The following is a 24391-nucleotide window of genomic DNA, read 5'->3' as shown; positions in this document are numbered from 1 at the left end:
GCCGTGTCTGCCGCGGCGATGCACAGCATCGCCGCGCCGAGCAACGCCCAGGCGAGTCGTTCGGCCTTCACCAGGACCGCCCGGGTGAACACCAGCCCCGCCACCGCGAATTCGAGCCCGAGGTAGTACGCGTAGTCGACCCAGACCGGACGTTCGGCCGCGGCGCTGGTCACCGTGGCCCAGGCGTACGCGGCGACCCCCAGACTCACCACGACGAAGGCTACGAACACGGGACGAGGCATCACGATCGCGCGGTGCGGCGACGAGGGCGTCTGGTCGAGGTCGGGGCGGTCAGGTCCCACGTCTGGGGCCTCTCTTCTTGGTCGAACGAGGAAACGGGTAGGGATGTGCACATTCCGGATCGACCAGATTTGCATACAATTCTCCCTGAGGATACGTCATACTGTGTCTGCACGGTACCCCCGAAGACACCGCGCGAACACAGGAGCAAGTCACGTGGTGCACTGCCCGGTTTCACCTCGAGATGTGCTCGGTTCCGAGTTCGTAGGGCAGGCAATTGAATGCAAAACGGCCGTCGGCGAGCGCCGTTGCGGTTTTCACGATCCACAGGGGGTACGCATGAACCCATACGCACTGACGCTGGCGGGTCTGGTTCCGCCCCGATGAGCGGGGCATTGCGGGTCGGTGTCGTCACGGCCTTTCCCCCCGGCCGTAACAGCCTGAACGAGTTCGGCTTCCACCTGGTCAAACACCGCCCGGCAGGCCGAGGTCGGCGAGGTTCTGCTGTACGCCGACGTGACGGATGCCGGCACTCCGGCCCCGCTCGACGGCGTGACGGTGTACCCGAGCTGGACTTTCAACAGCGTGGCGAACATCGTGCGACTCACCCGGACGATCCGGCGCACGCGCCCGGACGCCGTACTGTTCAACCTCCAGTTCGCCACGTTCGGGGACAAGCGCATCCCCGGGGCACTCGGACTCCTGATCCCCGCCCTGCTGCGATTCTCCCGGGTGCCGACCGTCGTCGTACTGCACAACCTCGCTGACAACGTCGACATGCAGGATGCCGGCTTCGCGGGCTCCGCGACGACGGCGCGCCTGATGAAATTCGCGGGACGCATCCTCACCCGCGCCCTGCTTCGCGCGGACCTGGTGGCGCTGACCATCCCGCGCTACGTCGAATACCTGCAGGAGAGCTACGGCGCGACGAACGCCCTCCTCGCACCGCACGGAAGCTTCGAGGAAGTCGCGCTCCCGTCTTTCGGCGTACCGGCCGGACGCCGGCGCATCCTCGCGTTCGGCAAATGGGGCACATACAAGACCGTCGACGTGCTCGTCGAGGCATACCAGGCGCTCCTTGAGCGCGGGTACGGAGACCTCGAACTCGTGCTCGCGGGCACGGACAGCCCGAATTCCGCCGGCTACATGCAGTCGGTCGCTGAACGCTTCTCCGACCTGCCTGACCTCGTCTTCACGGGCTATGTCGCCGAGGAGGAGGTGGCGCCGCTGTTCTCCTCCGCGACCGTCGTCGCCTTCCCCTACACGTCCACGACCGGGAGTTCGGGTGTGCTGCACCAGGCCGGCGAGTATGGCCGCGCCGCCGTGCTGCCCCGCATCGGCGACCTGGTCGACATCATCGAAGAAGAGGGCTTCCTCGGAATCTACTTCGAACCGGGTGACGCGACCAGTCTCGCCGACGCTCTCGCTGAGGTGCTCGACCACCCCGAACAGCGCGTGTCGCTCGGCCGTCGCAACTTCGCGGCCGCTTCGGGCATCCCGATGTCCGAGGTCGTGCACTGGCACCTGATCCACATCCAGCGCCTGATCGACAGGCGGGCCAGGCGGTGACGGCGGAATCTTCCTCCGCGCGCCCCTCCCTGGTGGGTGGCGGAACGGCTCTTGCAGTGGCCATGATCGTGGCCAACGCCGGGAACTACGTGCTCAACCTGTTCCTCGGCCGGGTGCTGACCCCCGCAGAGTTCTCGGATGCCAACCTGATGGTGACGCTCATGCTCACCATCACCTCGATCGCGCTGTGCCTGCAGCTCGTGGCGGCCCGCTTCGTCGGAATCTATGATGAATCCGGCGAGCCGGCCCGTTCCGACCGGCTCGCACGAACCCTGCGCGGCTATGCGCTCGGTGCCGGGATCGTGACCGGGTTGGTCCTCGCGGGAGGCAGTGCGCTCTGGTCGCAGGTATTCCACACCGCCTCATTCTGGCCATTCGTCATCCTCGGCGCCGGGATGCCGTTCTACCTCGTGCAGTCCGTCGGCCGGGGTGTCATGCAGGGCCGGCTGCGCTTCCCCGGCCTCGCCACGTCCTTCGTGGTGGAGATGGTTGTGCGTCTCGGCTGTGGCGTGGCCCTCGTCGCTCTCGGCTTCGGCGTCAACGGTGCGACCATCGGCCTGTCGGCGTCGTTCGTCGCCACCTGGCTCGCCGTGAAGATGCTTGCCAGGACCGGACCAGGACGGACCGGAGCCGCACCCGACCTGGTCACGGTGCGCGGCTACGCGGTCCTGGTGTCGGTGCTCCTGCTCGGTCAGATCATCGCCAACAACAGCGACGTCCTGGTCGCCAAGGCGTTCTTTTCCCCCGATGCCGCGGGAATTTATGCCGCGATAGCCCTCGTCGGCCGGGCCGTGTTCTTCCTGGCCTGGTCGGTCGCGACCGTCGTGTTCCCTGTCGTGGCGCGGCGACACGCGAGCGGCGGTGACACCGGGTCCCTGCTGACCGGCGGCATCGCGGCCGTCGCCGGCATCGGTGCGGCGTGCACGTTCGGCGCGCTGCTGCTGGGCGGCCCCGTGCTGGGCTTCATCCTCGGCCCGGCCTATGGCGACCTTTCTGCGCCCCTCGCCGCATACGCGGGAATGACGACCCTCTTCGCCATCGCGAACCTCGTGGCCAGCCATGAGCTGTCCCAGGGACGCAACACCCAGTCGTGGCTGTTGCTCGGCGCTTCTCTCCTGCAGCTCATGTTGCTGCTCGTCTGGCACGAGTCGACCGCGCAACTGATCATCGTGCAATTCGTGGCGATGGCGCTCCTGCTCGGCGTGATGGTCGCCCGGCACCTTCTCGCCAGATCTTCCACCTATATTTCCACCGAAGAAGGGCTGCCCAGATGAGCGCGGAAACCGGTACCTACCAGGCATACCGCAAGTGGGTCACCGAGAAGTCGACGGTGCCGCCACGCGTCTCCGTCGTCATCCCGGCATACAACGAGGAGTGGCGGATCCTGCCGACCGTCGGCGCGATCGCCACCCACATGTGTTCCCGCGGCGAGCCCTGGGAACTGATCATCGCCGATGACGGCTCAACGGACACGACAGTCTCCCTCCTCCAGGACCTGCGCTTTCCGAACATGACCGTGCTCGTCGCCGCCAAGAACACAGGCAAGGGTGACGCAGTCCGCCGGGGAATGCTTGCGGCCCGCGGCGAGTTCATCCTGTTCGCGGACGCGGACCAGTCGACGCCGATCGAGCAATTCGACAACCTGATGGAGAAGATCGATGCCGGCTACGACGTCGTCGTCGGCTCCCGGGCGGCCGCAGGAGCCGCAGTGAGCGGCAAGAGTGCCCTGCGCAAGGTCCTGAGCAAGGGCCTGCACGTGATGGTCTCGGTCGGGTTCGGCATCGAGATCGCCGACACGCAGTGCGGCTTCAAGCTCTTCACCGCTCCGGCGGCCCGGGCTCTGTTCAACCTCCAGGTCGTCGACGGCTTCTCCTTCGATCTGGAAGTGATCTACCTCGCTGGACGCCTCGGGCTGAGCACGGCCGAAGTCCCCGTCGAATGGATCGACGCTCCCGGCTCCACGGTCGACGCCGCCAAGGTGAGCCTGCAGTTCGTTGCAGACCTCGTCAAGATCAAGGTCCACGACCTGCGCGGCGGGTATACCGTCACCGGCCATTCGCCCGTCTCGCGCGCCTCTTCCCCCGCATCCGTCGCATCGATCAAATAGGAAACCACGATGAGAATACGCACCGAATCCGGAATCGGCCACACGACCGTCAGCCTTGCCGGTCGTTTCGACGCCCACGAGACCGGCGACTTCCGCAATGTCGTCGACCTCCTGATCGGCCCGGCGAACGCAACCCTGCGACTCGACCTCTCGAACGTCGTGTTCGTCGACTCGAGCGCCCTCGCCGAGTTGTTGCGCTCGCAGAAAGCGGCCAAGGCCGTCGGCGGCGAAGTCATTCTCGTGAACGTCTCAGACCCGGTCCGCATCATTCTCGAACTGACCGAACTCCAGCAGGTGTTCACCCTGGAGTCCCGGACGGACACGACCACGCCCACATCATGACGCCGGCTTCCCCCGAAACCCACCTGATCGAGAGCGACCTCGCCGACGCCGCTCTCGAACGCTTGCTGGTGACGGCCGGGGTCAGCGAAATCCACCGGCCACCCGGTTCCGACTGGACTGTCTCCGGGAACGCAGCTCCCCAGGCCATCGACGCCGCCAACGCCATTCGCCATGCGATCCACGGGATCTACTCCGCCCAGGACGATGTCACGGAAGCCCTGATCACAAGTCAGGATCACCTGATTGCCCTTCGGGCTCTCACCCAGGTGAACCTGAGCACCCTCGGCATGTCCGAGGCGCTTCACGACCTGCTCGACCAGGCCAGGTTGCTGACAGCGTCTGACCTCGTCGTGATGGTCGATGATCGCCTGGTGCACACCACGGGAGGTCCGCCCTCGGACTCGGACGAGCTCACGGAGGTCATCCGCGAGGCGACCACGAGTACGGACGATCTGGAGCCGAGACTCGTCGGACAGGCGAAGGCTGTGATCGCTCCCCTGAACGACCAGAGCGGCGGCATCCGCGCGCTCGCCTTCGTCAGAACGAACGGACCGGTGTACACCACAGGCGACCTGCGCCTGGTCAAGGCGGCTGTTGCCGCCGCCGACATGCGGTTCACGCTCACCCGGCTGCATCTCCTCGAGATCAAGCGCGCCACTTTCGAGCGCGAGCACCAGGTCGCATCAAGCCTCGCGCAGGCAGTCTTCTCCCAGCCGGCGCCGACCCTGGCGGGAGTCGAGGTGTTCGCCCACACGGAACCGGCGAGCCTTGCCGGCGGGGACTTCTTCGCCTTCGCGGTCGTCGGGGATGTGCTGTGGTTCACCGTGGGCGATGTCGCCGGAAAGGGCCTTCCCGCGGCAATGGTGATGACACGGGCCGTCAGCGCCGCCCGGGTGGCCTTCCTCACCCACGACGCCGACGATCCCGCGGGGGCGATGCGCGCGATGGGTATTGAACTCTACGACTATCTCGAAGACGTCGGCCTGTTCATCACCGTCGCCCTGGGCGCATACCGGCCCAGCACGGGCGCCCTCCACGTATGCAATGCCGGCCATTCCCCGGTGATGCTCGTGCTGGGCGGCATCACCACGCTCATTCCGGCGTCGATGCCACCGCTCGGTGTGTTACCCGAGCCGCGAGGTCGGACGGTGCGCTTCGACCTGCGGCCGAACGACGCCCTGGTACTCGGTTCCGACGGACTCGCCGAACAGGAGAATGCCCACGGCGTCATGCTCGGCTACGACCGTCTGGCCGAACTCTGCGTGGAACTCCCGCAGGAGTCCGCCGAACGGCTCGGACACCATATTCTGGATGCCGTGAAAAAGCACGCAGATGGAACCCCGCCCTCCGATGACCGCACCCTTGTCATCCTCCGGGCCGTGGAGGGTGTCTCATGACCGCGTCATCCGCTCCGGTCGACCTTGTCATCGAGGGCACCACCGCGATGGTCCGCAAAATCGGTCCGTGGCTGCACGACGTGCTCGACGATCTCCCCGACCACGAGGCCGGCGCGATCGCCCCACGTCTGGAACTTGCTGTGCACGAGGTCGCGATGAACATCATCGATCACGCCGGATTGCCGGTTACCGCGGAGATCCGGTTCAGCGCCGAAATCACCGATTCCGTCGTCGAGATCCGTGTGACCGATCCCGGGCGGCCGTTCGACCCGACCGGGGTCCGGATCCCGGTCGCCGGGGTCCCCCAGGAACGCGGCTACGGCCTGATGCTCGTCCGCAAACTCGTCAACGACCTCGGCTACCACCGGTTGGACACGGGCAACCGCTGGACCCTCCGTGTCAACCGCACCCCGCAGGCCGACCACTCGGAAATGAGCAGCAGCCATGAATAATCCAGACACCTTCCGCGCGTCCCCTCGCAGTGACCTCACCGTCGGCGTCGCGACGCCGGCCAGCGGACTCGCCGTCGTGACGCTCGTCGGTCGGCTCGACGCCGTTGCAGCGCCCGACCTGCGCGCCAGGCTCGACGAGTCGGACGTCGCCGGATGTCCCCAGGTCGTGTTCGACCTCGCTGCCGTCGATTTCGTGGACAGCGCCGGCCTCGCCGTGCTGGTCTGGCAGCGGCGCACCTGCCGGTCCCGCGCCGGTGACGTCGTGCTCGTGCGCCCGGACTCCGACCATGCGATGCGGGTATTCCGGCTGACCCAGTTCGACCAGATCTTCCGGATGCTGCCGCAGCAGCAAGACATTTGAGGCCGCACCATGAACAGCACGCCCCTTTCACACAGCGCCCTTGTCGTCGACGATGAAACAGTGTCCCGCCTCGTGCTCTCCCACATGTTGCGCAGGGCGGGCTGGGACGTCACCGAGGCAGACGATGTCGCCCCGGCGATCGCGATCGCACGGTCGGGCACCTTCACGGCGATCTTCTCCGACTTCTCCATGCCGGGCGGTACCGGTGTCGACCTGCTGAACTCGCTGCCACCAACGCCGACGCGCCCGCTCTTCGTGCTCGTGACCGGAATCGTGGAGCACTCCTCCGTCGGACTCGACCTCGCGAGCGTTATCGATGGGCACCTGATCAAGCCGATCAGCTCCCGTTCGCTCTCCGAGTGCCTCGCCACGATCCTGCCGCGCCAAAGGGACCGGTGAGTCGCGGCGTCACGCGTGCCCTGACCCGGACTGCGTGCGGCCTCGGCTGGCTGGCGGCAGGCGGCATGACCGCGATCGCCCTGACCCGGGCGCTCGCCAGTGAAACCGAACCGTTGCTGATCGGGGTGCAAGGCGTCGCGGTCTGGCTGCTCCTCCCGGCGTACCCTCTGCTCGCGGGCACGGGAATCGTGCTCGCGCGTCGCGCCCGGAGGGCCAAAAGAGCTACCGGCGGCCCGGCCCGTCTCCGATGGCCACTCACCCTCTCTGTTGTCGCGCTCGCCCTGGCCGTCGTGCAGGCCACCCTCCTCGTACCGGCCATCGGCTGGAACGGCCCGCGAACGGCGCCCGTCGGCGCTATTCCGCTCCGGATCGTGAGCGCAAACGTCCTCCTCGACAACACCGAGCTCGCCACGCTCGCCGGAGAGCTCGTCGCGACGGATGCCGACGTGATCGTGCTCGAAGAGGTCACCCCCGAACACCTCGCCACGCTCACCGCCTCGCCGCTCTGGGCGGCCTACCCGGAACGAGTGCTCGACGCCCTGCCCGGATACCACGGCTCGGCGATCTTCTCCCGTTTGCCGATCGAAGACGGCGGCCCGATCGACGTAGCCGGGTCCCCGATGCTCGAGGCGCACATCCGTACCCCCGCGGGCCTCGTACGGATCATCGATGTGCACGCGGTGGCGCCCGTCACTGCGGAGAACACCGTGCTCTGGCGGGGACAGTACGCCGAGCTGGCCCGGATCGCGGAAAGTGACCCCGGCACCCTCATCCTCGCGGGCGATTTCAACGCGACCCTCGACCATGCACCGCTGCGGCGGCTCGTCGCCACCGGGCTGCGGGATGCTTTTGTGGAGTCCGGCAGCGGTTTCGGGGCGACCTGGCCACGCTGGGATGGCGTCGTTCCGCCGCTGATGCGTATCGACCATGTGCTCGTCAGCCAGCAGGTCACGGTCGTCGCCGTGACCGACCAGATGAGCGCGGGGAGCGACCACCGCCGCCTCGTCGTCGACCTCGCCCTCCCGTCGTCCCAGAATCCGTCGGCTCAGGGTCCCTCGTCGCAGGCTCCCTCGCCGCGGAAGACTCCGACGCCATGACCCTGGTGACGGAGCCGGCCCCGGCCCCCGCACCGGCAGCCCCCGTACCGGCAGCGGAGAAGGCGAGGGTGCACCGGCCGGAAGAAGCGCCGGACGGGCGCTCGCGCAAAGGCTTCGTGCGCCGCCACCGCCTGCTCTTCATCGCGCTCATCCTTGTGCTCGTGTTCCACGGCTCTTTGCTGCTTGCCGGAAGCTACCAGCGCACCTACGACGCCTACGTGCATATCTTCTTCGCCGACCACTACGCCAGAGACTGGTTCTCGAGCTGGGACACGCGCTGGTACACCGGGTTTTCCACCCTGAGCTACCCGCCGGGCGGCCACTTCATGATCGCGGCCCTGAGCAAGATCATCGGGTTGCGCCCCGGCTTCGTGGTCGTGCAGGTCTTCGCCCTCCTCAACCTCACCATCGGGGTCTATCGCTGGAGCGGTATCTGGGTCAACCGCACCTCGGCCGGCTGGGCGGCCATCGCCCTCGTGCTGGCGTCGTCCATTGCTGAAACCGTGCACGTCTTCGGCCAGCTTCCCACCACGCTCTCGCTCGGGTTCCTGCTCAACGGGCTGCCCTTCGCGAACACCTGGGTGCGCACCGGCAACCGGAAGGCCCTGCTCGCCGGGGTCGGCTGCATCATGGCAACCACGGCCTGCCACCATGTGACGACCCTGTTCGGATCGCTCTTCTTCCTCGGGCCAGTACTTCTCGGGGCACTCGTGTTCGCCGTGCGCACCCCGCTCGCCGGTGAGAAGGACGGACACCCGCCCCGATTCAGTTTCCGGCTGCTCTGGCCGTTGATCGCGCGCCGGATTCGCCGGGTGATGCCCTCCCTGGTGCGGACCGGGATCCTCGGTGCGCTGGTGGTCACGGCCCTGCTCTGCGTCGTCCTGCCGTACTGGCTGTACTCCAAGAGCGACCCGATCACCCAGGTCTCCATCCCGCACGCCAGCCGCGACAGTTTCCTGGTCAACGTCAACGCCGGCCTGGTCTTCTGGCTGATCCCGTGGGGCACGACGCTGCTCGTGCTGCCATACGCATTGATTCGCGGCATGGCGGGCAAGGCGTGGCCGCTCACCCTCTCACTCGGAGTGCTCGCGTTCCTCGGCACCGGCGGCACCACACCGTTCCCTAAGATCCTCCTGGGCGGCGCGTACGACATCCTCACGCTCGACCGCTTCACGTTCTGGGCGACCATCTCCATCCTGCCGCTCGTCGGGCAGTTCGTGTCGAGCGTCACGAACGGTTCGATCCGAGCGTGGCTGCTCGCGCATGTCGGGCCTACCCTCTCGGTGGTCCTTCCTGGCCTGCTGCTGGCCGCACACCTCACCACGACCCTCTACGCGGCGAACCTCACGCAGTACCGGGCATTCCAGCCGGCCCCGATCGACGTCACCCCGATCACGACCTTCATGAACAAGGACCAGCACTCCCAGTGGCGATACCTCACGCTGGGATTCGGCGACCAGATGGCCTGGCTCGGCGCCAATATGACGGCCGGAACCGTCGACGGCGACTATCACTCCGCCCGGCAGCTGCCCGAGCTGACGTCCCGGCCGATCGAGCGCCTCGAGGGAGCGAAGTACTCCGGTGTGCCCGGGATCGGGAGCCTGCAACAGTTCCTCGCCGTTCCCGGCCGGTACTCCCTCAAGTACGTTTTCAGCAACGACGCCTTCTACGCCCCGCTGCTCGACGCCAGCGGGTGGACCGACCTGGGTCCCCTCGAGAACGGCATAGAAATCTGGGAACGCTCCGACGTGGCCCCGCTGCCGACGAGCGAGGTTTCGCACCAGGCACCGCTCTGGGAGCGCCTGTGGTGGGGACTGGTCCCGCCTGCTTCGATCACCCTGGCCCTCGTGCTCATGGTGTGGTCCCTCATCGGAGCACCGACGCGGGTGCCCGGCGCAGGCGCCGTCGTGCGCCGTGTCGTGCCGGCCAGGCTCCGACGAATGCTGTCACGCCCGCCCCGAGCGGTCGCCCGCCTCGTGCGCTCCGCACTGAAGAAGCTCACGAGCCCGGTGACCCGCGCCGTCGGGGCCGTCGACGCCGCCCTCGCCAGGGCGAGCGACCGCATCCCGCACACCGAGGAGCCCGCCCCACCCGCCGGCGGCTGGCTGCCCTGGGGCGCGGCGCTCCCGCGCCTCCGCACGCGGGCACGCGCACGGGTACGGAAGCGCCGCCGCCGCTGGCAGGCGGCCGCCGTGACCCTTCTACTGGTCATGGTCACTGCCGGCGGCGCCCTGGCGGTGGCGAAGCCGAGCACGCCCACGGCCGCCGAAGTGGTCGAGGACTACTACGGTCACCTCGATTTCCGCCGCTTCGCCGCGGCATACGCCCTGCTCGACCCCTCGACCCGGCCGGACTACACGGTGTACCAGCAGGAACTCGGAAGGGACGGAGGCCTCGTCGCCTCCTTCGCCAAGCTGGCATCCGTCACCGCAGTGCCCGCATCGAGCACGCCGGGCAGACAGGTGATGACCGCAACCCTCGACTACCTCACCTCCCTGCAGTCCTATCAGGTGACCACGCCGGTGGCCCTGATCCAGGAACCGACCGGCTGGTTCATCGACCTGCCCGCCGCAGACGCGACATCTCCGCCCGACCAGTTCACCAGCCGACCCGCCGTCGGCTTCCTTTCGCAGGGTCGTCGCGCACTCAGCTCGGACGGGACCTCCACCATGGATGTGCTCGACCGACCCGAGCTGACCCTCGGCAACGTCAGTTCCCTGCTCGTGAACGGTCGCTGGGTTGTGATCGGCGAGGTGACGAACACCGACGTCGACCCCGCAGACGTCACCGTCGAGGCGCAGTTGCGCGATCCGGACGGCGCGCTGCTCGCCAGCTGGGATGCGGCCCAGGTGCTCGTCCACAAACTGCTGCCCGGAGCGACGAGTCCCTTCCGCATCGAGTTCCAGAGCATCGCCGGCACCGGAGACTACGGTCTCGAAGCCGACGGCGGCCTCAAGAACACGACGGAGGTGACGGCCCCTTCTGCGACAAGTGTCACCGTCGCCGCTCCGGCCACGTCGTCCAACATTCACGGCCCTGTCGAGTTCGACCCGCAGACGATCACCCCCTTTGTGCTCGCCGCCGGTGCGACCGTCGCGTCGGTGGCCGTCTACGCGCGCGGCGTAGTGACTCCGCGGGCGAGCGCACGCGGCCTGCAGGTGCAGCACCTGCGGCTCACCGGCTCGGCCGCCGACGGCTACGCTGTCGTCGGCGAGCTGCGCAATGACAGCACCGTCGAAGCCTCCGTTCCGCACCTCCTGGTGTCGTATACGGCAGCGGACGGTAGCCTGTCCTGGGTCGATCACGCCTATCTCGAGCACAGCATCGCCCCGCAATCGGTCAGCGATTTCCGCATTCCGCTCGCGTCAAGCACCCCGATCGCGGCCTCCGGGGTACCGTCGACCGGCTATGCCGGTCCCGCCCACTCTCCACCGGCATCCGCCCTCGCCGCCTCGATCGCCCTGCCCGCCGACACGGGCTTTTCCGGGCTGTCTCTCACGGCGACGACCTACGCCAGAGCGAGCCAGCCATGACGCGGCCGGGCACACGCCGCACAGCCGGCCTGATCCTCACGCTCGCCCTCGGCCTTGCGGTCGGGTTCGCCACCGATTCCGGCGCCGGCTTCCGTGCGGCAGCGCGGGCAGCACAGAATGCCGCGGCCGCCCTCGTGCTGCAGGTCGCGCCGACCGCGCCTGCGGGCACGGAGCTTCCGGTGACCGTGGCAGGGGCCGCCGACGGCGCCATTGTGCAGCTCGTCGCGATCGGTTCGCTCGGCCAGCTCGTGCTCACCGCCGTGAGCATCGACGACACGGCGGAATTCCGGCTTCCGGTCGCCCTGACCCGCAGTGCAGGGTCCGTCACCCTCGTGGCGAGTTCCGCGGGCGCGGTCGGGCGCGGCACCACAGAGCTCACCCCCGGAGCCGCGGTCGGCCCGATACAGGCCGTCGTCGGCGCCCGCTCCATCGTGGCCGACGCCGCAGACATGTCCATGGTCGTCACGATCCCGGTCGACGCCTGGGGCAATTCCATCGCGGAGGGTTCGCCGGTGCTGGTCTCCCGTGAGAACCCCGTCGGAGTGCGGAGTTCGAGCGGAGCGGTCGTTTCGCACCTGCTCGCCTTCCAGGAACTCTTTTCGGGCACCCTCGCCGGTCGAGGCCTGGTCTGGGTCGCTTCCGGTCCCGTGACCGGGCCGAGCGTCAGCCTCGACGAAGTCGCCGGGCCACCGCTGCCCTTTTCCCTCGAACCCGTCGAGTCCGTGCTCGCCGCCAACGCGGGGGCCGACGGCCAGACGCTCGTGCCGATCTGGACATCCGTGCTGCGGGATCGCTACGGCAATGTCGAGCCGGACGGCACCCAGGTCACAGTGGAATGGACGGGCCCTGAAGGCGCGGGGCGCACGACCGCGGCGACGATCTCGGGCGTCGCCCAGCTCTCGATGCAGGCGCCGGCGACGCCGGGCGCGTTCCAGATCACCGGATTCTGTCGCGGCGTGCACTCGGCGAGCGCCCTCACGTTGCCGTTCGCGGCCACCGTCGGCACGGTCACGGTGAGCGCACGCCTGGTCGACGCCGGCGTCTTCGTGAGTATCGGCCCGGTCAACCGATTCGGCGGCACATTCGTGCCGGATGGAACGACGGCACGTGTCTCCGTGGCCGACCGCGACGGCGAGGCGGGCGCCACGAGCGCCGGGCTCGTGAACGGCGTGCTCGACATTGTCGTTGCGACCAGACCGCTCGCCGGTCCGGTCACGGTCAGAGTTTCGGTGCTCGGCGCAGAGGGCGTGGAGACGCTCCGATGACGAGGTCCGGACTCCCGTTCCGCGCGCCCGGAAACCTGAGGCGCAGCCGCATCAAGCGGCTGATCGCAGCACTACTCGGCCTCGGCCTCATCGCCGCGACCATGGGGCTCCTCGTGCTGAGCGGGCAAATCACGCTGCAGAGTTCGACGGGGGCCACGGTCTCATCCGGACTCCACGAAGTCGCGACGGTGCCGGTCAACGCAAGCCAGCTCGTCACGTGGCTGCCAGACGCGTGGCAGCGCGAACGCGTCCTCGAGCCGGCGACGCGCATGATGATCGCAGCCAGCTATATCCGGGCCTGGGCTGCGATCGGGCACTTCCAGTCCACGGGCGAGCGACCTGCCGTCAACGACACCTTCAGCGGTTCGGCCAGGCGGGCCGTGCTCGAGCTGCCGCGCACCGGCCCGAGCGCCACCTGGGACCTCCGTCACTCCCTCGAACTCGAGTTCTACGCGCTCGACGGCGCCACCGTCGCCTTCCATGACGGGGGTGCGAACATCGCACGCACGGTCGGCACCGGGTTGAATGAGACGGTGCTTCTCGGCCACGAGAGCTACGACGTCGTGATGGTGCTCGAGGACGGGTTCTGGCGCATCCACCAGCTTCGGCGCTCCGCGGGGAGCGACACTGTCACACTGACGACGGATGCCGCTGGGGCGACCGTGATCACCGGCGCCCCGACGACGACTCCCCTCACCATCCCGGAGAGCCTGGCCACCGAATACCGCCCGGCCGGCTGGGCGCCCGTTGTACCGGTTGTCGCCAAGGCGACCGCGACACCGACCCCGACTCCCGGTGCGACCCCCACCGCTGCGCCCGCTGTCACTCCCGTTCCCGCGCCGACCGTGCTCGCCCCGGCCACTCTGGGGGCCGACTTCGCCCGCCTGCGGGCTCTCGGTTTCGACACCATCCGGGTTCCGCTCCCGTACACCCAGCTGGGAGGCGCGAAACCCACCGATGACGCCATCACCGGACTGATCACGCTGCTCGAGCAGGCCGACCGGCACGGACTGCGGGTCGAGCTCGTCCTCTTCGACGGCTTCCCCGACCTCACTCCCGCGAACTGGCTCGCTGCCGACGCCCACCTCACCGCCATCGCGACCGCGGTGCGCGGCCAACCGGCCCTCGCCCTGTGGGACCTCGCCGACCGACCGGAACAGCGCTCGACCGGGTCTCCGAGCCCCGCCGAGATCCGCGCGTTCCTCCTGCACACCGGCGCCACCCTGAGGGAGCTCGACCCGGGCACGCCGCAGACCATCTCCTGGGCGACGAGCACGGCCGCGTCCGATCCGTCGATGGCGGGCCTGGTCGACGCCGTGTCCCTGCACCTGACCGGAGGCGGTGACCCGGCCGCAGCGATCGAGGCTGTGCGCACCGCGCTCCCCGACCGGGCCATGCTGCTGACGGTGACCGGGCTCAGCACCGAGGGCGGCTGGGGGCCCCTGCCGAAGACCGAGGCACGACAGGCTTCCGACGTCGCCCGGGTGCTCCTGGGCGCGGAGCGCGCCGGACTGTCCCACCTCAGCGTGGCGACCTTTGCCGACACGAAGACGGATGCCGGCGGGCTGCTCCGCGCAGACGGCTCTGCCAAGCCCGCCGCCGCCCTCTTCGAGTCCGGCGCCCAGCTCACCACGATTCCGGTGCCGGGCCTGCTCGACTACGCCACGTCGAAATTCTGGATCCTCGTGTTCGCGGTCCTGCTCGCCGGCGCCGGGGCGCTGCTGTTGGCCCGTCGCCGTCGGCGCAAGCGCGCGCTGCCGGCAGTGGATTCCGCACACTCCCCCACCGCAGGGCAGCACGACCGCCCAGGAAGCACCCCACAATGATTGCCACGCGCCCCCACCGCCCACGCCGTGGACGCAATCTCGGCTTCCGCCCCGACCTGTTCGACACCTCCCGGTCCGTTGCCCTCTTACTCGGGGGAATCGCCCTGCTCGCGGGAACGACCATGGCGGTGTACACCGTGAGCGATGTCTCCGGCCTGGGCCCTGTCGGTCTCGCGACCCTTCGGAGTGTCGCCTCCACCCTCCTCGTCGGCGGATTCGTCATCCTCGTCTTCCGGAGGCGCATCACGATCCCGCTGCGTCACGTCTCCCTGTGCTGCTTCATCGCCCTGGCCGTCGCGAGCGTCGTGGCGACCACCGGGACTCCCATCGCGTCCACGTTCTCCGGCGGTCTCGGTGTCACGATCCTGCTGGCCTTCGCGGTCATCCGGTCCCGTACGATGCTCTGGTATCCCCTCGTCGTGGTTCCCCTCGGTATCGCGGCAACCGCGTTGCAGCCGGGCGCGGATTCGACCAATGTCGAGTTGACCGGCCTCCTGGCCATTGTCACCACCTCCGTCCTCACCTGGTTCGTGCGCAGTGCGACCGCCTTCGAAACGGACTGGCTCACCGGCATCCTCAATTTCGCCGGCTTCGAGCGTGCGACCGCGACCACAGTGCAGGACGCCCGAGCGGATGCGCGATCAGGCGTACCCCTCACCCTCGCACGCCTCGACATCGACTAGTTCGCCCTCGTCAACCAGCGCTTCGGAACGGATGCCGGAGACGACGCCCTCGGCGAATTCGCGACCGATCTCGCATCCTTCCTCCCCGTCGACGCCGTCTTCGGCCGGATCGAGGGAGACGCCTTCGCTGTCCTGATCTCGGGGAGCACCACGGAGGAGGTCCGGGGCCTGCTCAGGCACGCGCGACTCACCGTCCGCGGATTCTCCGCCGGCATCGCACAGCACGAGGGGGATGAGTCGGCCTCTGAACTGTTCGGCCGGGCCGGCGCCGCCCTCTACGAGGCCAAGCGCGGCGGCCTCGGGCGGATCACCGTCCACGGCGGCTATTATGCGTCGCCTGTCGCCGTTCGTCACGGCATCGACAACGGCGAAATATACGTGGAGTACCAGCCCTGCGTCGACATGCGCACGGGGGCCATCGTGGGGGTTGAGGCCCTCGCCCGCTGGAACCACCCGGCCAGGGGCGCGATCTCTCCCGTCGAATTCATCCCGCTGTGCGAGGCCAGCGGATCGATCACGATTCTCGGCGGCTGGGTGCTCGGCCAGGCGATCACCGCAGCGGCCGAGTGGAACCGCTCATTGCCTGCCGACCGTTCGCCGGTCACGGTCGCTGTCAATGCGTCTGCCCGGGAGCTCTCCATGGAGGGCTATGCCGGGCGGGTCATCGACGTGTGCGCGGCGGCGGGCCTGAGCGTGTCGCTGCTCGGCATCGAAGGGACGGAGTCGGACTTCGGATCGGGGTCGGAGGAGGTCGCCGTGAACATCGCGCACTTGCGCGACGCCGGGGCCCTCATTTCCATGGACGACTTCGGCACCGGGTTCTCCAGCATCGAACGCCTGACGCGAACCCGCGTGGATATCGTCAAGATCGACCGCCAATTCGTGTCCGCGATCGACTCCCTCGCGGCGGAGGCGCCCGTCATCGACCTCGCGATCGGCCTCGCAACGGCGCTGTCGCTCGAAATCGTCGCCGAGGGGGTGGAAACACCGGTGCAGGCACAGTGGCTGGTCGAACGCGGCTGCCATTACGCCCAGGGCTTCCTCTACTCCCGGCCGATCCGCTACGGCGAACTCGTCCAGGTCCTCCTCGACAGCGCGATCTGACCCCGTGTCGTCGACAGGGTGATATATCAACAGGGTGATGTACTGTAACGACGCCATCCACCGAGACTGCCCACCGAGAGAAGAGCCCGATGAGCGACGCAGACGACGCCGGTCACCGCAGGGCCGGAAGGCCGCTTGAGACGGTTCTGACGAAACCGCGCATCACCGCTGCGGCCCTCCGACTGATCGGGGCGACCGGCTACGAGAGCTTCACGATGTCCGGCCTGGCCAGGAGCCTCGGGGTCGCTCCCTCCGCGCTCTACAACCACGCGGCGTCGAAGCACGTCGTGTTGCAGTGGTTGCAGGACCACGTTATGACGATGGTCGATGTGGCCGGCTTCGGTGCAGAGCCGTGGGACACGGCCCTCCGGCGCTGGGCATGGTCCTATCGGGACATCTTCGCGACGCACGTTCCGCTGATCTCAATCGTGGCGGTCCTCCCTGTCACCGGCGCCCCGCAAACCCTGCGCATGTACGAGACCGTCGCCGCCGGACTGTCCTCCGCCCGGGTGCCTTCGGCACAGATAGTGCCCTCGATCGTCGCACTCGAGTCGTTCATCTTCGGCTCCGCTTTCGACGTGACGGCCCCTGCTGACATCTTCGAGACCGGTGCGCTCGCCGAGTCGAGTCCGATCTTCAGCGCCGCAGTGAGGCAGGGAGAGCAGAGCCAGGGCAGGGCGCGGGCGGACGTCGCGTTCGAGTTCGGGCTGGAGGCACTCGTCGACCGGATCGGCCGCCTGCGCAGACCCTGAGCATCCGCCCGGCTTGTCCTGCCGTGCGAGGTGCGCCGGGCGCCGGGCGCCGGGCGCCGCGGGTCGTGCGGCGCCCGGAGCATGGCTGACTCACGGGCACGGCTTGAGCGCAGCGACGTCGCCCGTGAGGGCGGTCGCCGTCCCGATCAGAACCACCCGGGTCGCGCCGAGGCGGGTGATCTCGGCGAGTGTCGCCCTGGGCACGCACGTCGCGGGCGTGAGATACAGCGGAGCCGACTTCGCCCCGGCGAGCGCCGAGCCGACCAGGGCGTCCTGGTAGCTCGTTCCGCTCGCGAGGTACACGGTCGTCGCGGAGGTGAAGGCGTTCAGGTTGAGCGCCGCGTTGGTCGCGTAGCGGTCTGCGCCGGCGTACCGCGTCACCGAGGCGCCGCCGAGTTGCAGCTTCAGCCAGAACTCGGTGAGGCTCGTCACGTCGGCCGTCCCGCCCGCGATCTTCACGGTCCTGGTGTGCAGCGCACGGAGCAGCACGGCCGTCGCGAGGTCGGGCAGGAGGCCGCCGGTCGGCACGAGCACGACCGGTGCTCCCACGCGGGCGGCGGCCGATGCTGCCGCGAGTGCCCCGGGGAAGTCGGCCCCGGTAGCGACGTAGGCCGTCGCCGCGAGGCTGCCGAAGGCATCCGCTGCCACGAGGCGGGAGGTGGCGTAGCGGTCGGCGCCGGCGAGCCGCACGACAGGGGCGATGCCCGCGAGTTCGGCGGCGACTGCCGCAGAGACGCTGGCGGTCCCGCCGACGATGACGATCTTGCCGGGGTGCAGCCGGGTCAGTTCGGCCCTGACCCCGGCCGGAAGCGCCGTGAGCGTGGTCAGGAGCACGGGTCCGCCGAAGTGCGCGGCGGCGGGGCCGGCGCTGAGGGCGTCGGCGAAGCTCGTGCCGCTGGCGAGGTAGACGCGGGAGACTCCGGGCGCGAAGCCCTGGGAGACGGTTATCGCCGTCGAATACGGGTCGGTTCCGGCGATCCGGGTGACCGTCGCGGAGGAGACCGGTGCTGTGGGTGCCGAGACCGCGGACGCCGATTGGTACCCGGGCGCCGAACCGGTGACCCGGACCGTGAGGGTCTTGCCGGCATCCGCGGCGACCGGGGTGTACCCGGCAGACGTGGCCCCGGCGATGGGCGTGCCGTTCGCGAGCCACTGGTAGGCGAAGTTCACCCCGGCGGGCGTCCAGGTTCCCGGGCTCGCGGTCAGCAGCGCACCGACCGTGGCTGTCCCGGAAATCACGGGTGTCGCCGTTCCGATCCCGCCGGTCGCTACCGCGCCGGTCGGCGCCGAGACCGCTGACGCGGGCTGGTAGCCGGGCGCGGTTCCGGTGACCCGCACGCTGAGCGCCGCGCCGGCATCCGCGGCGACCGGGGTGTACCCGGCAGAGGTAGCCCCCGCGACGGGCGTGCCGTTCGCGAGCCACTGGTAGGCGAAGCTCACCCCGGCGGGAGTCCAGGTTCCCGGGCTCGCGGTGAGCAGCGCGCCGACGGCGGCCGTGCCGGTGATCGCCGGAGTACCCACGCCGAGCGTGCCCGCGACGACGGCCGCTGTCGCCGCAGAGGTGACCGCGGCAGAGGGCGGCAGGTAGCCGGTCGCTGTTCCCGTGACTCGCACCGAGAGCGCAGTGCCGAGGTCCGCAACGACGGGCGCATAGGTGGCGGATGTCGCGCCGGGGATGTCTGCGCCGTCACGCAGCCACTGGTAGGCGAAGGCGGTGGTGGCCGGTGACCAGTCGCCGGGGACGGCGGTCAGGGTGCTGCCGACGGAGGCGGAGCCCGTGACGGTCGGGGTGGCCGGCACGAGGATTCCCGGGGCGCCGACGGTGTCATAGAGGGCGTAGTCGTCGGTCACGAGGGTTCCGTTGAGGATCAGGTTGAGGCCGAAGCTCAGTCCGGTGGTGCCGGCCGGGATGGCGGCCGTCGTGTAGAGCGCCTGCGCGTAGGACGTTCCGGCCGGGAAATACGGGCTCGACGTCCAGTAGCTCCAGCTGCCGATCGAGTTGCGCAGGTAGACGTCGAACTGGGTGGTGACCGTCGAGGTGTACCAGGCGCGGAGGTCGTAGGTGTGGCCGGGGGTGACCGTGGGCGCGCACGCGCCCAGGTCCTGGGTGAGGATGAGTTTGGAGTCGCCGCTGACGAGGTTGCTCACGACCAGCTGCTCCGCCTTGGTGCCGGTGTGTGCGGCGGCGACCGTACTGAAGGCCGCTGTGTTCGTGCCGAAACCGCCGATGGCCCAGCACTGCGGGAGGCCGTTGGTGCCGGCACTCTCGAGGCTCGGGTTGACGACGCCGTTCACGCCGGGACCGGGGGCCGCGGTCGAGGTCGTCGTCACGGGAACGACCGCCTTGACGGTGCCGCCGATCACGTCTCCGACGGTCTTGACCGTGGTGTTGTTCGAGGCTGCACGCGTGGAGAGCCAGGCGGCGAACTGGGCGAAGACCGCCGGGTCGACGGAGAGCGCGTCGCAGGTTCCTGCGCAGAGGTGGTGGAAGGTGAGCTGCACCCAGCCCCCGCCCGCCGTCTCGGCGTTCGTGACCGTGTTCTCAAGGTCTGCGAGGGTCCAGGTCGTGTCGACCTCGTCTGGCGCGCGGGTCAGGTAGGGGTCGGCGGGCGGAACGGTTTCCGCGAATCCGCAGCCCGTGCAGCCGAACCGGGTGTTGAGGTCGCCGAGGCCGCGGGCGCTGTTGAAGCCGCAGGCCTGGACGATCGCCTCGGTCGCGGCATTCACCGTTGCGAAGGGGTAGGCGAAGCTCCTGGTCGCGAAGCCCCAGTCGGCGAGGGTCGCCCGGCCCTGGCAAACCTGCCGGGTGGCTTCGTCCGCGGGGAGGGTGAGGAGGTCGGGGTGGGTGACCGTGTGGCCGGCGATCTCGTGACCGGCCGCGGCGATGCTCGTCAGGTCTGCCCTGGTCAGCCAGCCGGGGTTGTCGATGAACCCGGTCGTGATGAAGAAGGTTCCCTTCATCCCGAACTGGTTCAGGGTGGCCACCGCGGCGAGCTGGTCGGCGTTGCCGTCGTCGAAGGTCAGGCTGACGACGGTCGGCGGATCCGTGACCGCTGCCCGCGCCGGGGTCGCGCCGAGGGTGATGCCCACGGCGACGGCGGAGAGGATGGCGATCAGCTTGAGCGAGCGTGCTGGGGCCAGCAAGAATCCGGTCATGGGAGGTGCTCCTCGTGAATCGTGACTGATCCTGGAATCCCAGCACCCGCGCCCAGTGTGCTGAGCGTTGTGCCCCCGAACAACGGCTGTGCCCAAAAAAAGCGGTTTACCAGCGAATTAGCGCGCAAGTGTGCGGTTAACCACACGTGACGCGTCATCTCCGGCCGATGAATCTGCGGTAAGTGCTTGCAATCCGCCTGACTCACCCCCAGAATAAACGAACTCAATTCATTTAGTCCATCGGATACACCGCAGTACCCGAATGGGCCGTTCGCGCGTCGATGCGCCCGGCCCGAGGAAAGGGACCACACATGACCCAGCAGTCCACCCGAGGGTCGGCGCCGACCTCATCGCAGCCGTTCACCGACGTCCACCTCGTTCACAGCTCAACGCTGCACGACGCCGCGGGGAGCAAGCACGGCATCACGAAGAAGGGCCTCAAGGGCGGGCAGCTCGGCCTGCTCGCTGTCGTCGTGCTCGGCATCTCCTCCGTCGCCCCCGCGTACAGCCTCACCAGCTCGCTCGGCGCGACCGTTGCCGAGGTCGGCAAGCAGCTGCCGGCCGTGTTCATCCTGGCGTTCATCCCGATGATCCTCGTCGCCCTCGCCTACCGGGAGCTCAATGCCGACTCCCCGGACAGCGGTACCTCCTTCACCTGGACCACCAAGGCGTTCGGTCCCTTCGTCGGCTGGATGAGCGGCTGGGGCATGCTCGCGGCCAACATCATCGTGCTCTCGAGCCTCGCCGGCGTGGCCGTCAGCTTCTTCTACGTCTTCCTCGGCGAGGTCTTCGCCAACCCGGATCTCGCCGCGCTCGCCGACAATACCTTCATCAACATCGCAACCTGTCTCGTCTTCGTGGCCCTCGCCGTCTGGGTGAGCTACCGCGGGCTGCACGCCACCAAGCTCGTGCAGTACAGCATGGTCGGCTTCCAGATCGTCGTCCTCCTCATCTTCAGCGTCTCGGCCATCGTCAACGCGACGAACGGTGCGTCCACGACCGCGCTCGCCTTCGACTGGACCTGGTTCGACCCCACCCGGGTCGACAGTTTCAGCCAGCTGGCAGCCGGCATCTCTCTCGCGATCTTCGTCTACTGGGGCTGGGACGTCTGCCTCACCGTGAACGAGGAGACCAAGGGAACGAAGGGGACCGCGGGCAAGGCCGGCACCCTGACCGCCCTCGTCGTGCTCGGCCTCTACCTCGTGCTGATCGTTGCCACCATGATGGTGTCCGGTGTCGGCGCCGACGGAATCGGCCTGAGCAACCCGGACAACCAGGGCAACATCTTCGCCGCGATCGCCGGACCCGTGATGGGCCCGGTCGCCATCCTGATGTCGATGGCCGTGCTCGCCAGTTCCGCCTCCTCGCTGCAGTCGACGATGGCCTCTCCGGCCCGCACCCTGCTCTCGATGGCGCACTACCACGCACTCCCGCCACAGTTCGCGAGCGTCAGCAAGCGCTTCGGCTCGCCCGGCTTCGCGACGATCGCAGCCGGATCCATCGCCGCCGGGTTCTACGCCGCCATGACGATCATCAGCGTCAATGTGCTCAACGACACCATCCAGTCGCTCGGGCTGATGATCTGCTTCTACTACGCACTCACCTCCTTCGCCTGCGTCTGGTACTTCCGCCAGAGCTTGTTCTCGAGCGTGCGCAACTTCTTCCTGCGGCTCGTGGTGCCGGCGGCCGGCGGCCTGATACTGACGATCGTGTTCGTGCAGACCGCCGTGAGCGCCTGGAGCCCCGACTTCGGCAGCGGTTCTGAGCTCTTCGGGATCGGACTGGTCTTCGTGATCGGCGTCGGTCTCCTCGTGCTCGGACTCGCCGTGATGGGCCTCACCTTCCTGGCCCGGCCGAGCTTCTTCCGCGGCGAAACGCTGCGCCAGGACACCCCCGCACTGGTCGTTCCGGAATAACAGTCGCGCCGGGTAGCCTCGGGGCATGAGCACCAGCACCGCGGCTACCCCGCACCTGTCGTCCGTCCTTCCCAAGCACATCCTGACGAGCGGCGACCACCACCCGATCGTGCTCGCCGAGGCGAAGCGGCGCGCGGCGAGTGTGCAGCTGCGCATCGCGGATGCCGTCACCGCCTTCGCCGGATCGATGCGGTTCGTGTACCTGCATGCCGTCGTCTTCGCCGGCTGGATGCTCTTCTTCGAGCCGAGCCCGTGGCCGACCCTGACGCTGGTGGTGTCGCTCGAGGCGATCTTCCTCTCGACGTTCGTGATGATCGGCCAGAACCGGCAAGCCGGGTTCCAGCAGGCGAAGGCCGACCACGATTTCAAGATGAGCGACCAGGAGCTGTTGACCAACACGGAGCTCACCCGACGCGTTAATGAGCTCACGAAGGAAATTCACGCTCACATCATCGGGGTCGCCGCTGTCGCCCCTGTCCTCGCGACAGGGCCGGTCGCCCCGACGACGGCCGGGAGCGACACGGTCACCGCATCCCCCGTCGGTTCACCCGCGAGTTGACCGCGCGGCGTAGGGTGGCGGTTCCAGGGAAGGCATGGACCTATGACCGACGTTGAACTCCTCGTCTACGCCGACCGCATCGGCGGCACGATCCCCGCGCTGGCTGCGCTCCTCGACGGGCCCCTGCGCGCCTTCGGCAGTGTGCACGTGCTGCCGTTCTACGTACCGTTCGACGGGGCGGATGCCGGCTTCGACCCGGTCGACCACGCTGCGGTCGATCCGCGCCTCGGCACCTGGCCCGAGGTCCGCGCCCTGGCCGGCAGCCGCGGGCTGACCGCCGATCTCGTGGTCAACCACGTTTCGGCATCGTCTGTGGAGTTCACCGACTGGCTGGCCCGCGGCCCTGAGTCGCCCTGGGACGGCATGTTCCTCACCTACGGCACCGTCTTCCCGCACGGCGCGAGCGAGGCGGAACTCACGGCGTTCTACCGGCCCCGGCCGGGACTGCCCTTCACCGGGTACCGCGGGGCCGACGGCTCCCGGCACCTCGTGTGGACGACGTTCCTGCCCAGCCAGGTCGATCTCGACGTAGCCAATCCGGTCGCCCTGGCCTACCTGCGCCGGGTGCTCCGCGTGCTCGCCGACGGCGGAGTCACGACGGTGCGGCTCGACGCGGTCGGCTATGCCGTGAAGACCCCGGGAACCGACAGCTTCATGACCCCGGAGACCCTCGCCTTCGTCGAGGTCGTCACGGACCTCGCCCGCGCGGAAGACCTCGCCGTGCTCGTCGAGGTGCACGGGTACTACGCCCAGCAGCTCGCGATCGCGCCCCTCGTCGACTGGGTCTACGATTTCGCGCTCGCGCCCCTCCTGCTGCACTCCCTGGGCACCGGCACGGTCGACCGCCTCGCGAACTGGTTCGAGATCCGACCGGCCAACGCGGTCACGGTGCTGGACACCCACGACGGCATCGGCGTGATCGATGCCGGTCCGGCCGGAGGACGGCCGGGGCTGCTGAGCGAGGCGGAAATGGCGGAGGTGTTCGCGCGGGCCGCAGAAGCCACGCACGGGCACTCATCCGTCGCCTCGGTGGTGCCGGAATGGGCGACGCTCCCGCACCAGATCAACGCGACCTTCTTCAGCACTCTCGGCGGCGACGTCGTCGCCTACCTGGTCGCGCGTGCCGTGCAGCACTTCCTGCCCGGACGCCCGCAGACCTACTACGTCGGCCTGCTCGGCGGTCTCGACGACCGGGAGCTCTTCGCCGAGACCGGCAGCGGCCGCGACGTGAACCGGCACCGCTACCCGGCTGCGGAGGTCGAGGAGGCGCTCGCGAGCGAGGTGACCCGCGCCCAGCTCGGCCTCGTGCGTCTCCGCTCCACCCATCCCGCGTTCGACGGCCTGTTCACCTGGTCGATATACGGCAGGGACGTGCTCGAGCTGCGCTGGGTCAATGCGGCCCGCGATGCCCGCGCGGTCCTGACGGTGTGCACCGCGCTGGGCGCGACGAGTTTCCGCATCCAGCTCGCGGACGCCGACGGCAGCGAGGTCCTCGACACGGTCGAGTCCCTCGCAGCCTGGACCGCCGACACTCACTGACCCCGCCCTGCCCCGCCGGGGCGCCTCGCTCACGGCCGCCCGCGGCTGCCCGCGAGAGTACGATTTTGGCCCTTAAAACGCGGTCTTAAGGGCC

The 24391-nt window shown here is 68.7% G+C and carries 20 protein-coding genes and 1 pseudogene; 19 read left to right on the top strand and 2 right to left on the bottom strand.

What is annotated here, in order from left to right; all coding sequences use genetic code 11:
- Nucleotides 1-302: hypothetical protein (locus QN350_RS13570; protein ID WP_323516636.1), on the bottom strand; the 302-nt coding region annotated here is incomplete at its 3' end.
- A 454-nt stretch (nt 303-756) separates the two neighbouring features.
- Here QN350_RS13570 and QN350_RS13565 point away from each other — a divergent pair.
- From QN350_RS13565 to QN350_RS13490, 16 genes and pseudogenes are all read left to right on the top strand, one after another.
- Complete coding sequence (locus QN350_RS13565; RefSeq protein WP_322138299.1) at nt 757-1809, top strand: glycosyltransferase; 1053 nt, start codon at nt 757-759, stop codon at nt 1807-1809.
- A 62-nt stretch (nt 1810-1871) separates the two neighbouring features.
- Nucleotides 1872-3083, top strand: coding sequence for an oligosaccharide flippase family protein (locus tag QN350_RS13560; protein ID WP_322140354.1), 1212 nt, complete (start codon nt 1872-1874; stop codon nt 3081-3083).
- Nucleotides 3080-3916: a dolichyl-phosphate beta-glucosyltransferase gene (locus QN350_RS13555; protein ID WP_281533367.1), complete on the top strand. Its 837-nt coding sequence runs from the start codon at nt 3080-3082 to the stop codon at nt 3914-3916. Before QN350_RS13560 ends, QN350_RS13555 begins: the two co-directional genes overlap by 4 nt.
- Before the next feature lie 9 nt (nt 3917-3925).
- Nucleotides 3926-4258 carry an STAS domain-containing protein gene (locus tag QN350_RS13550; RefSeq protein WP_281533368.1) on the top strand — a complete coding sequence of 111 codons (333 nt, stop codon included), beginning with the start codon at nt 3926-3928 and terminating at the stop codon, nt 4256-4258.
- A complete protein-coding gene (locus QN350_RS13545; RefSeq protein ID WP_323516634.1) occupies nt 4255-5655 on the top strand; it encodes a PP2C family protein-serine/threonine phosphatase in 1401 nt (466 codons plus the stop codon). Before QN350_RS13550 ends, QN350_RS13545 begins: the two co-directional genes overlap by 4 nt.
- Entirely contained in the window at nt 5652-6107 is a 456-nt protein-coding gene (locus QN350_RS13540) for an ATP-binding protein (RefSeq protein WP_322138301.1), read from the top strand. The genes QN350_RS13545 and QN350_RS13540 overlap by 4 nt, the downstream gene beginning before the upstream one ends.
- Nucleotides 6100-6468, top strand: a complete 369-nt coding sequence (locus QN350_RS13535; protein WP_322138302.1) for an STAS domain-containing protein — start codon at nt 6100-6102, stop codon at nt 6466-6468. Before QN350_RS13540 ends, QN350_RS13535 begins: the two co-directional genes overlap by 8 nt.
- Nucleotides 6469-6477: 9 nt before the next feature.
- Nucleotides 6478-6867 (top strand): response regulator, encoded by a 390-nt coding sequence (locus QN350_RS13530; protein WP_322138303.1) that lies wholly within the window; start codon nt 6478-6480, stop codon nt 6865-6867.
- Nucleotides 6864-7964 (top strand): endonuclease/exonuclease/phosphatase family protein, encoded by a 1101-nt coding sequence (locus QN350_RS13525; RefSeq protein WP_322138304.1) that lies wholly within the window; start codon nt 6864-6866, stop codon nt 7962-7964. Before QN350_RS13530 ends, QN350_RS13525 begins: the two co-directional genes overlap by 4 nt.
- Entirely contained in the window at nt 7961-11497 is a 3537-nt protein-coding gene (locus tag QN350_RS13520) for a hypothetical protein (RefSeq protein ID WP_322138305.1), read from the top strand. The genes QN350_RS13525 and QN350_RS13520 overlap by 4 nt, the downstream gene beginning before the upstream one ends.
- Entirely contained in the window at nt 11494-12762 is a 1269-nt protein-coding gene (locus QN350_RS13515) for a hypothetical protein (RefSeq protein WP_322138306.1), read from the top strand. The genes QN350_RS13520 and QN350_RS13515 overlap by 4 nt, the downstream gene beginning before the upstream one ends.
- Nucleotides 12759-14588, top strand: a complete 1830-nt coding sequence (locus tag QN350_RS13510) for a hypothetical protein (protein WP_322138307.1) — start codon at nt 12759-12761, stop codon at nt 14586-14588. Before QN350_RS13515 ends, QN350_RS13510 begins: the two co-directional genes overlap by 4 nt.
- Nucleotides 14585-15271 (top strand): hypothetical protein, encoded by a 687-nt coding sequence (locus QN350_RS13505; protein ID WP_323516632.1) that lies wholly within the window; start codon nt 14585-14587, stop codon nt 15269-15271. Before QN350_RS13510 ends, QN350_RS13505 begins: the two co-directional genes overlap by 4 nt.
- Nucleotides 15272-15331: 60 nt before the next feature.
- Nucleotides 15332-15508: pseudogene (locus tag QN350_RS20020) on the top strand (hypothetical protein); the annotation flags it as partial.
- A complete protein-coding gene (locus QN350_RS13495; RefSeq protein ID WP_323516642.1) occupies nt 15485-16375 on the top strand; it encodes an EAL domain-containing protein in 891 nt (296 codons plus the stop codon). The pseudogene QN350_RS20020 and the gene QN350_RS13495, both read left to right, overlap by 24 nt.
- An 89-nt stretch (nt 16376-16464) precedes the next feature.
- Nucleotides 16465-17127: a TetR/AcrR family transcriptional regulator gene (locus QN350_RS13490; RefSeq protein WP_322138309.1), complete on the top strand. Its 663-nt coding sequence runs from the start codon at nt 16465-16467 to the stop codon at nt 17125-17127.
- A gap of 90 nt (nt 17128-17217) precedes the next feature.
- Here the strand turns inward: QN350_RS13490 and QN350_RS13485 are convergent, their stop codons facing one another.
- On the bottom strand, nt 17218-20283 hold the full coding sequence (locus QN350_RS13485) for a cell wall-binding repeat-containing protein (protein ID WP_323502718.1): 3066 nt from the start codon (nt 20281-20283) through the stop codon (nt 17218-17220).
- Between the two features lie 311 nt (nt 20284-20594).
- Here QN350_RS13485 and QN350_RS13480 point away from each other — a divergent pair, with 311 nt between their 5' ends.
- The 3 genes from QN350_RS13480 to QN350_RS13470 are packed head-to-tail and all read left to right on the top strand — an operon-like array spanning nt 20595 to nt 24297.
- Complete coding sequence (locus QN350_RS13480; protein WP_322138312.1) at nt 20595-22199, top strand: APC family permease; 1605 nt, start codon at nt 20595-20597, stop codon at nt 22197-22199.
- Nucleotides 22200-22224: 25 nt separating this feature from the next.
- Nucleotides 22225-22758: a DUF1003 domain-containing protein gene (locus QN350_RS13475; RefSeq protein WP_322138313.1), complete on the top strand. Its 534-nt coding sequence runs from the start codon at nt 22225-22227 to the stop codon at nt 22756-22758.
- Between the two features lie 42 nt (nt 22759-22800).
- Nucleotides 22801-24297 (top strand): alpha-amylase family glycosyl hydrolase, encoded by a 1497-nt coding sequence (locus QN350_RS13470; protein WP_322138314.1) that lies wholly within the window; start codon nt 22801-22803, stop codon nt 24295-24297.
- The last annotated feature ends 94 nt before the right edge of the window (nt 24298-24391 follow it).

The sequence above is a fragment of the Cryobacterium sp. 10I5 genome (assembly GCF_035019865.1).
Taxonomy (GTDB): domain Bacteria; phylum Actinomycetota; class Actinomycetes; order Actinomycetales; family Microbacteriaceae; genus Cryobacterium; species Cryobacterium breve_A.
Note: the sequence above shows the minus strand (reverse complement) of the source record. Positions and strands in the feature narration are given on the sequence as shown.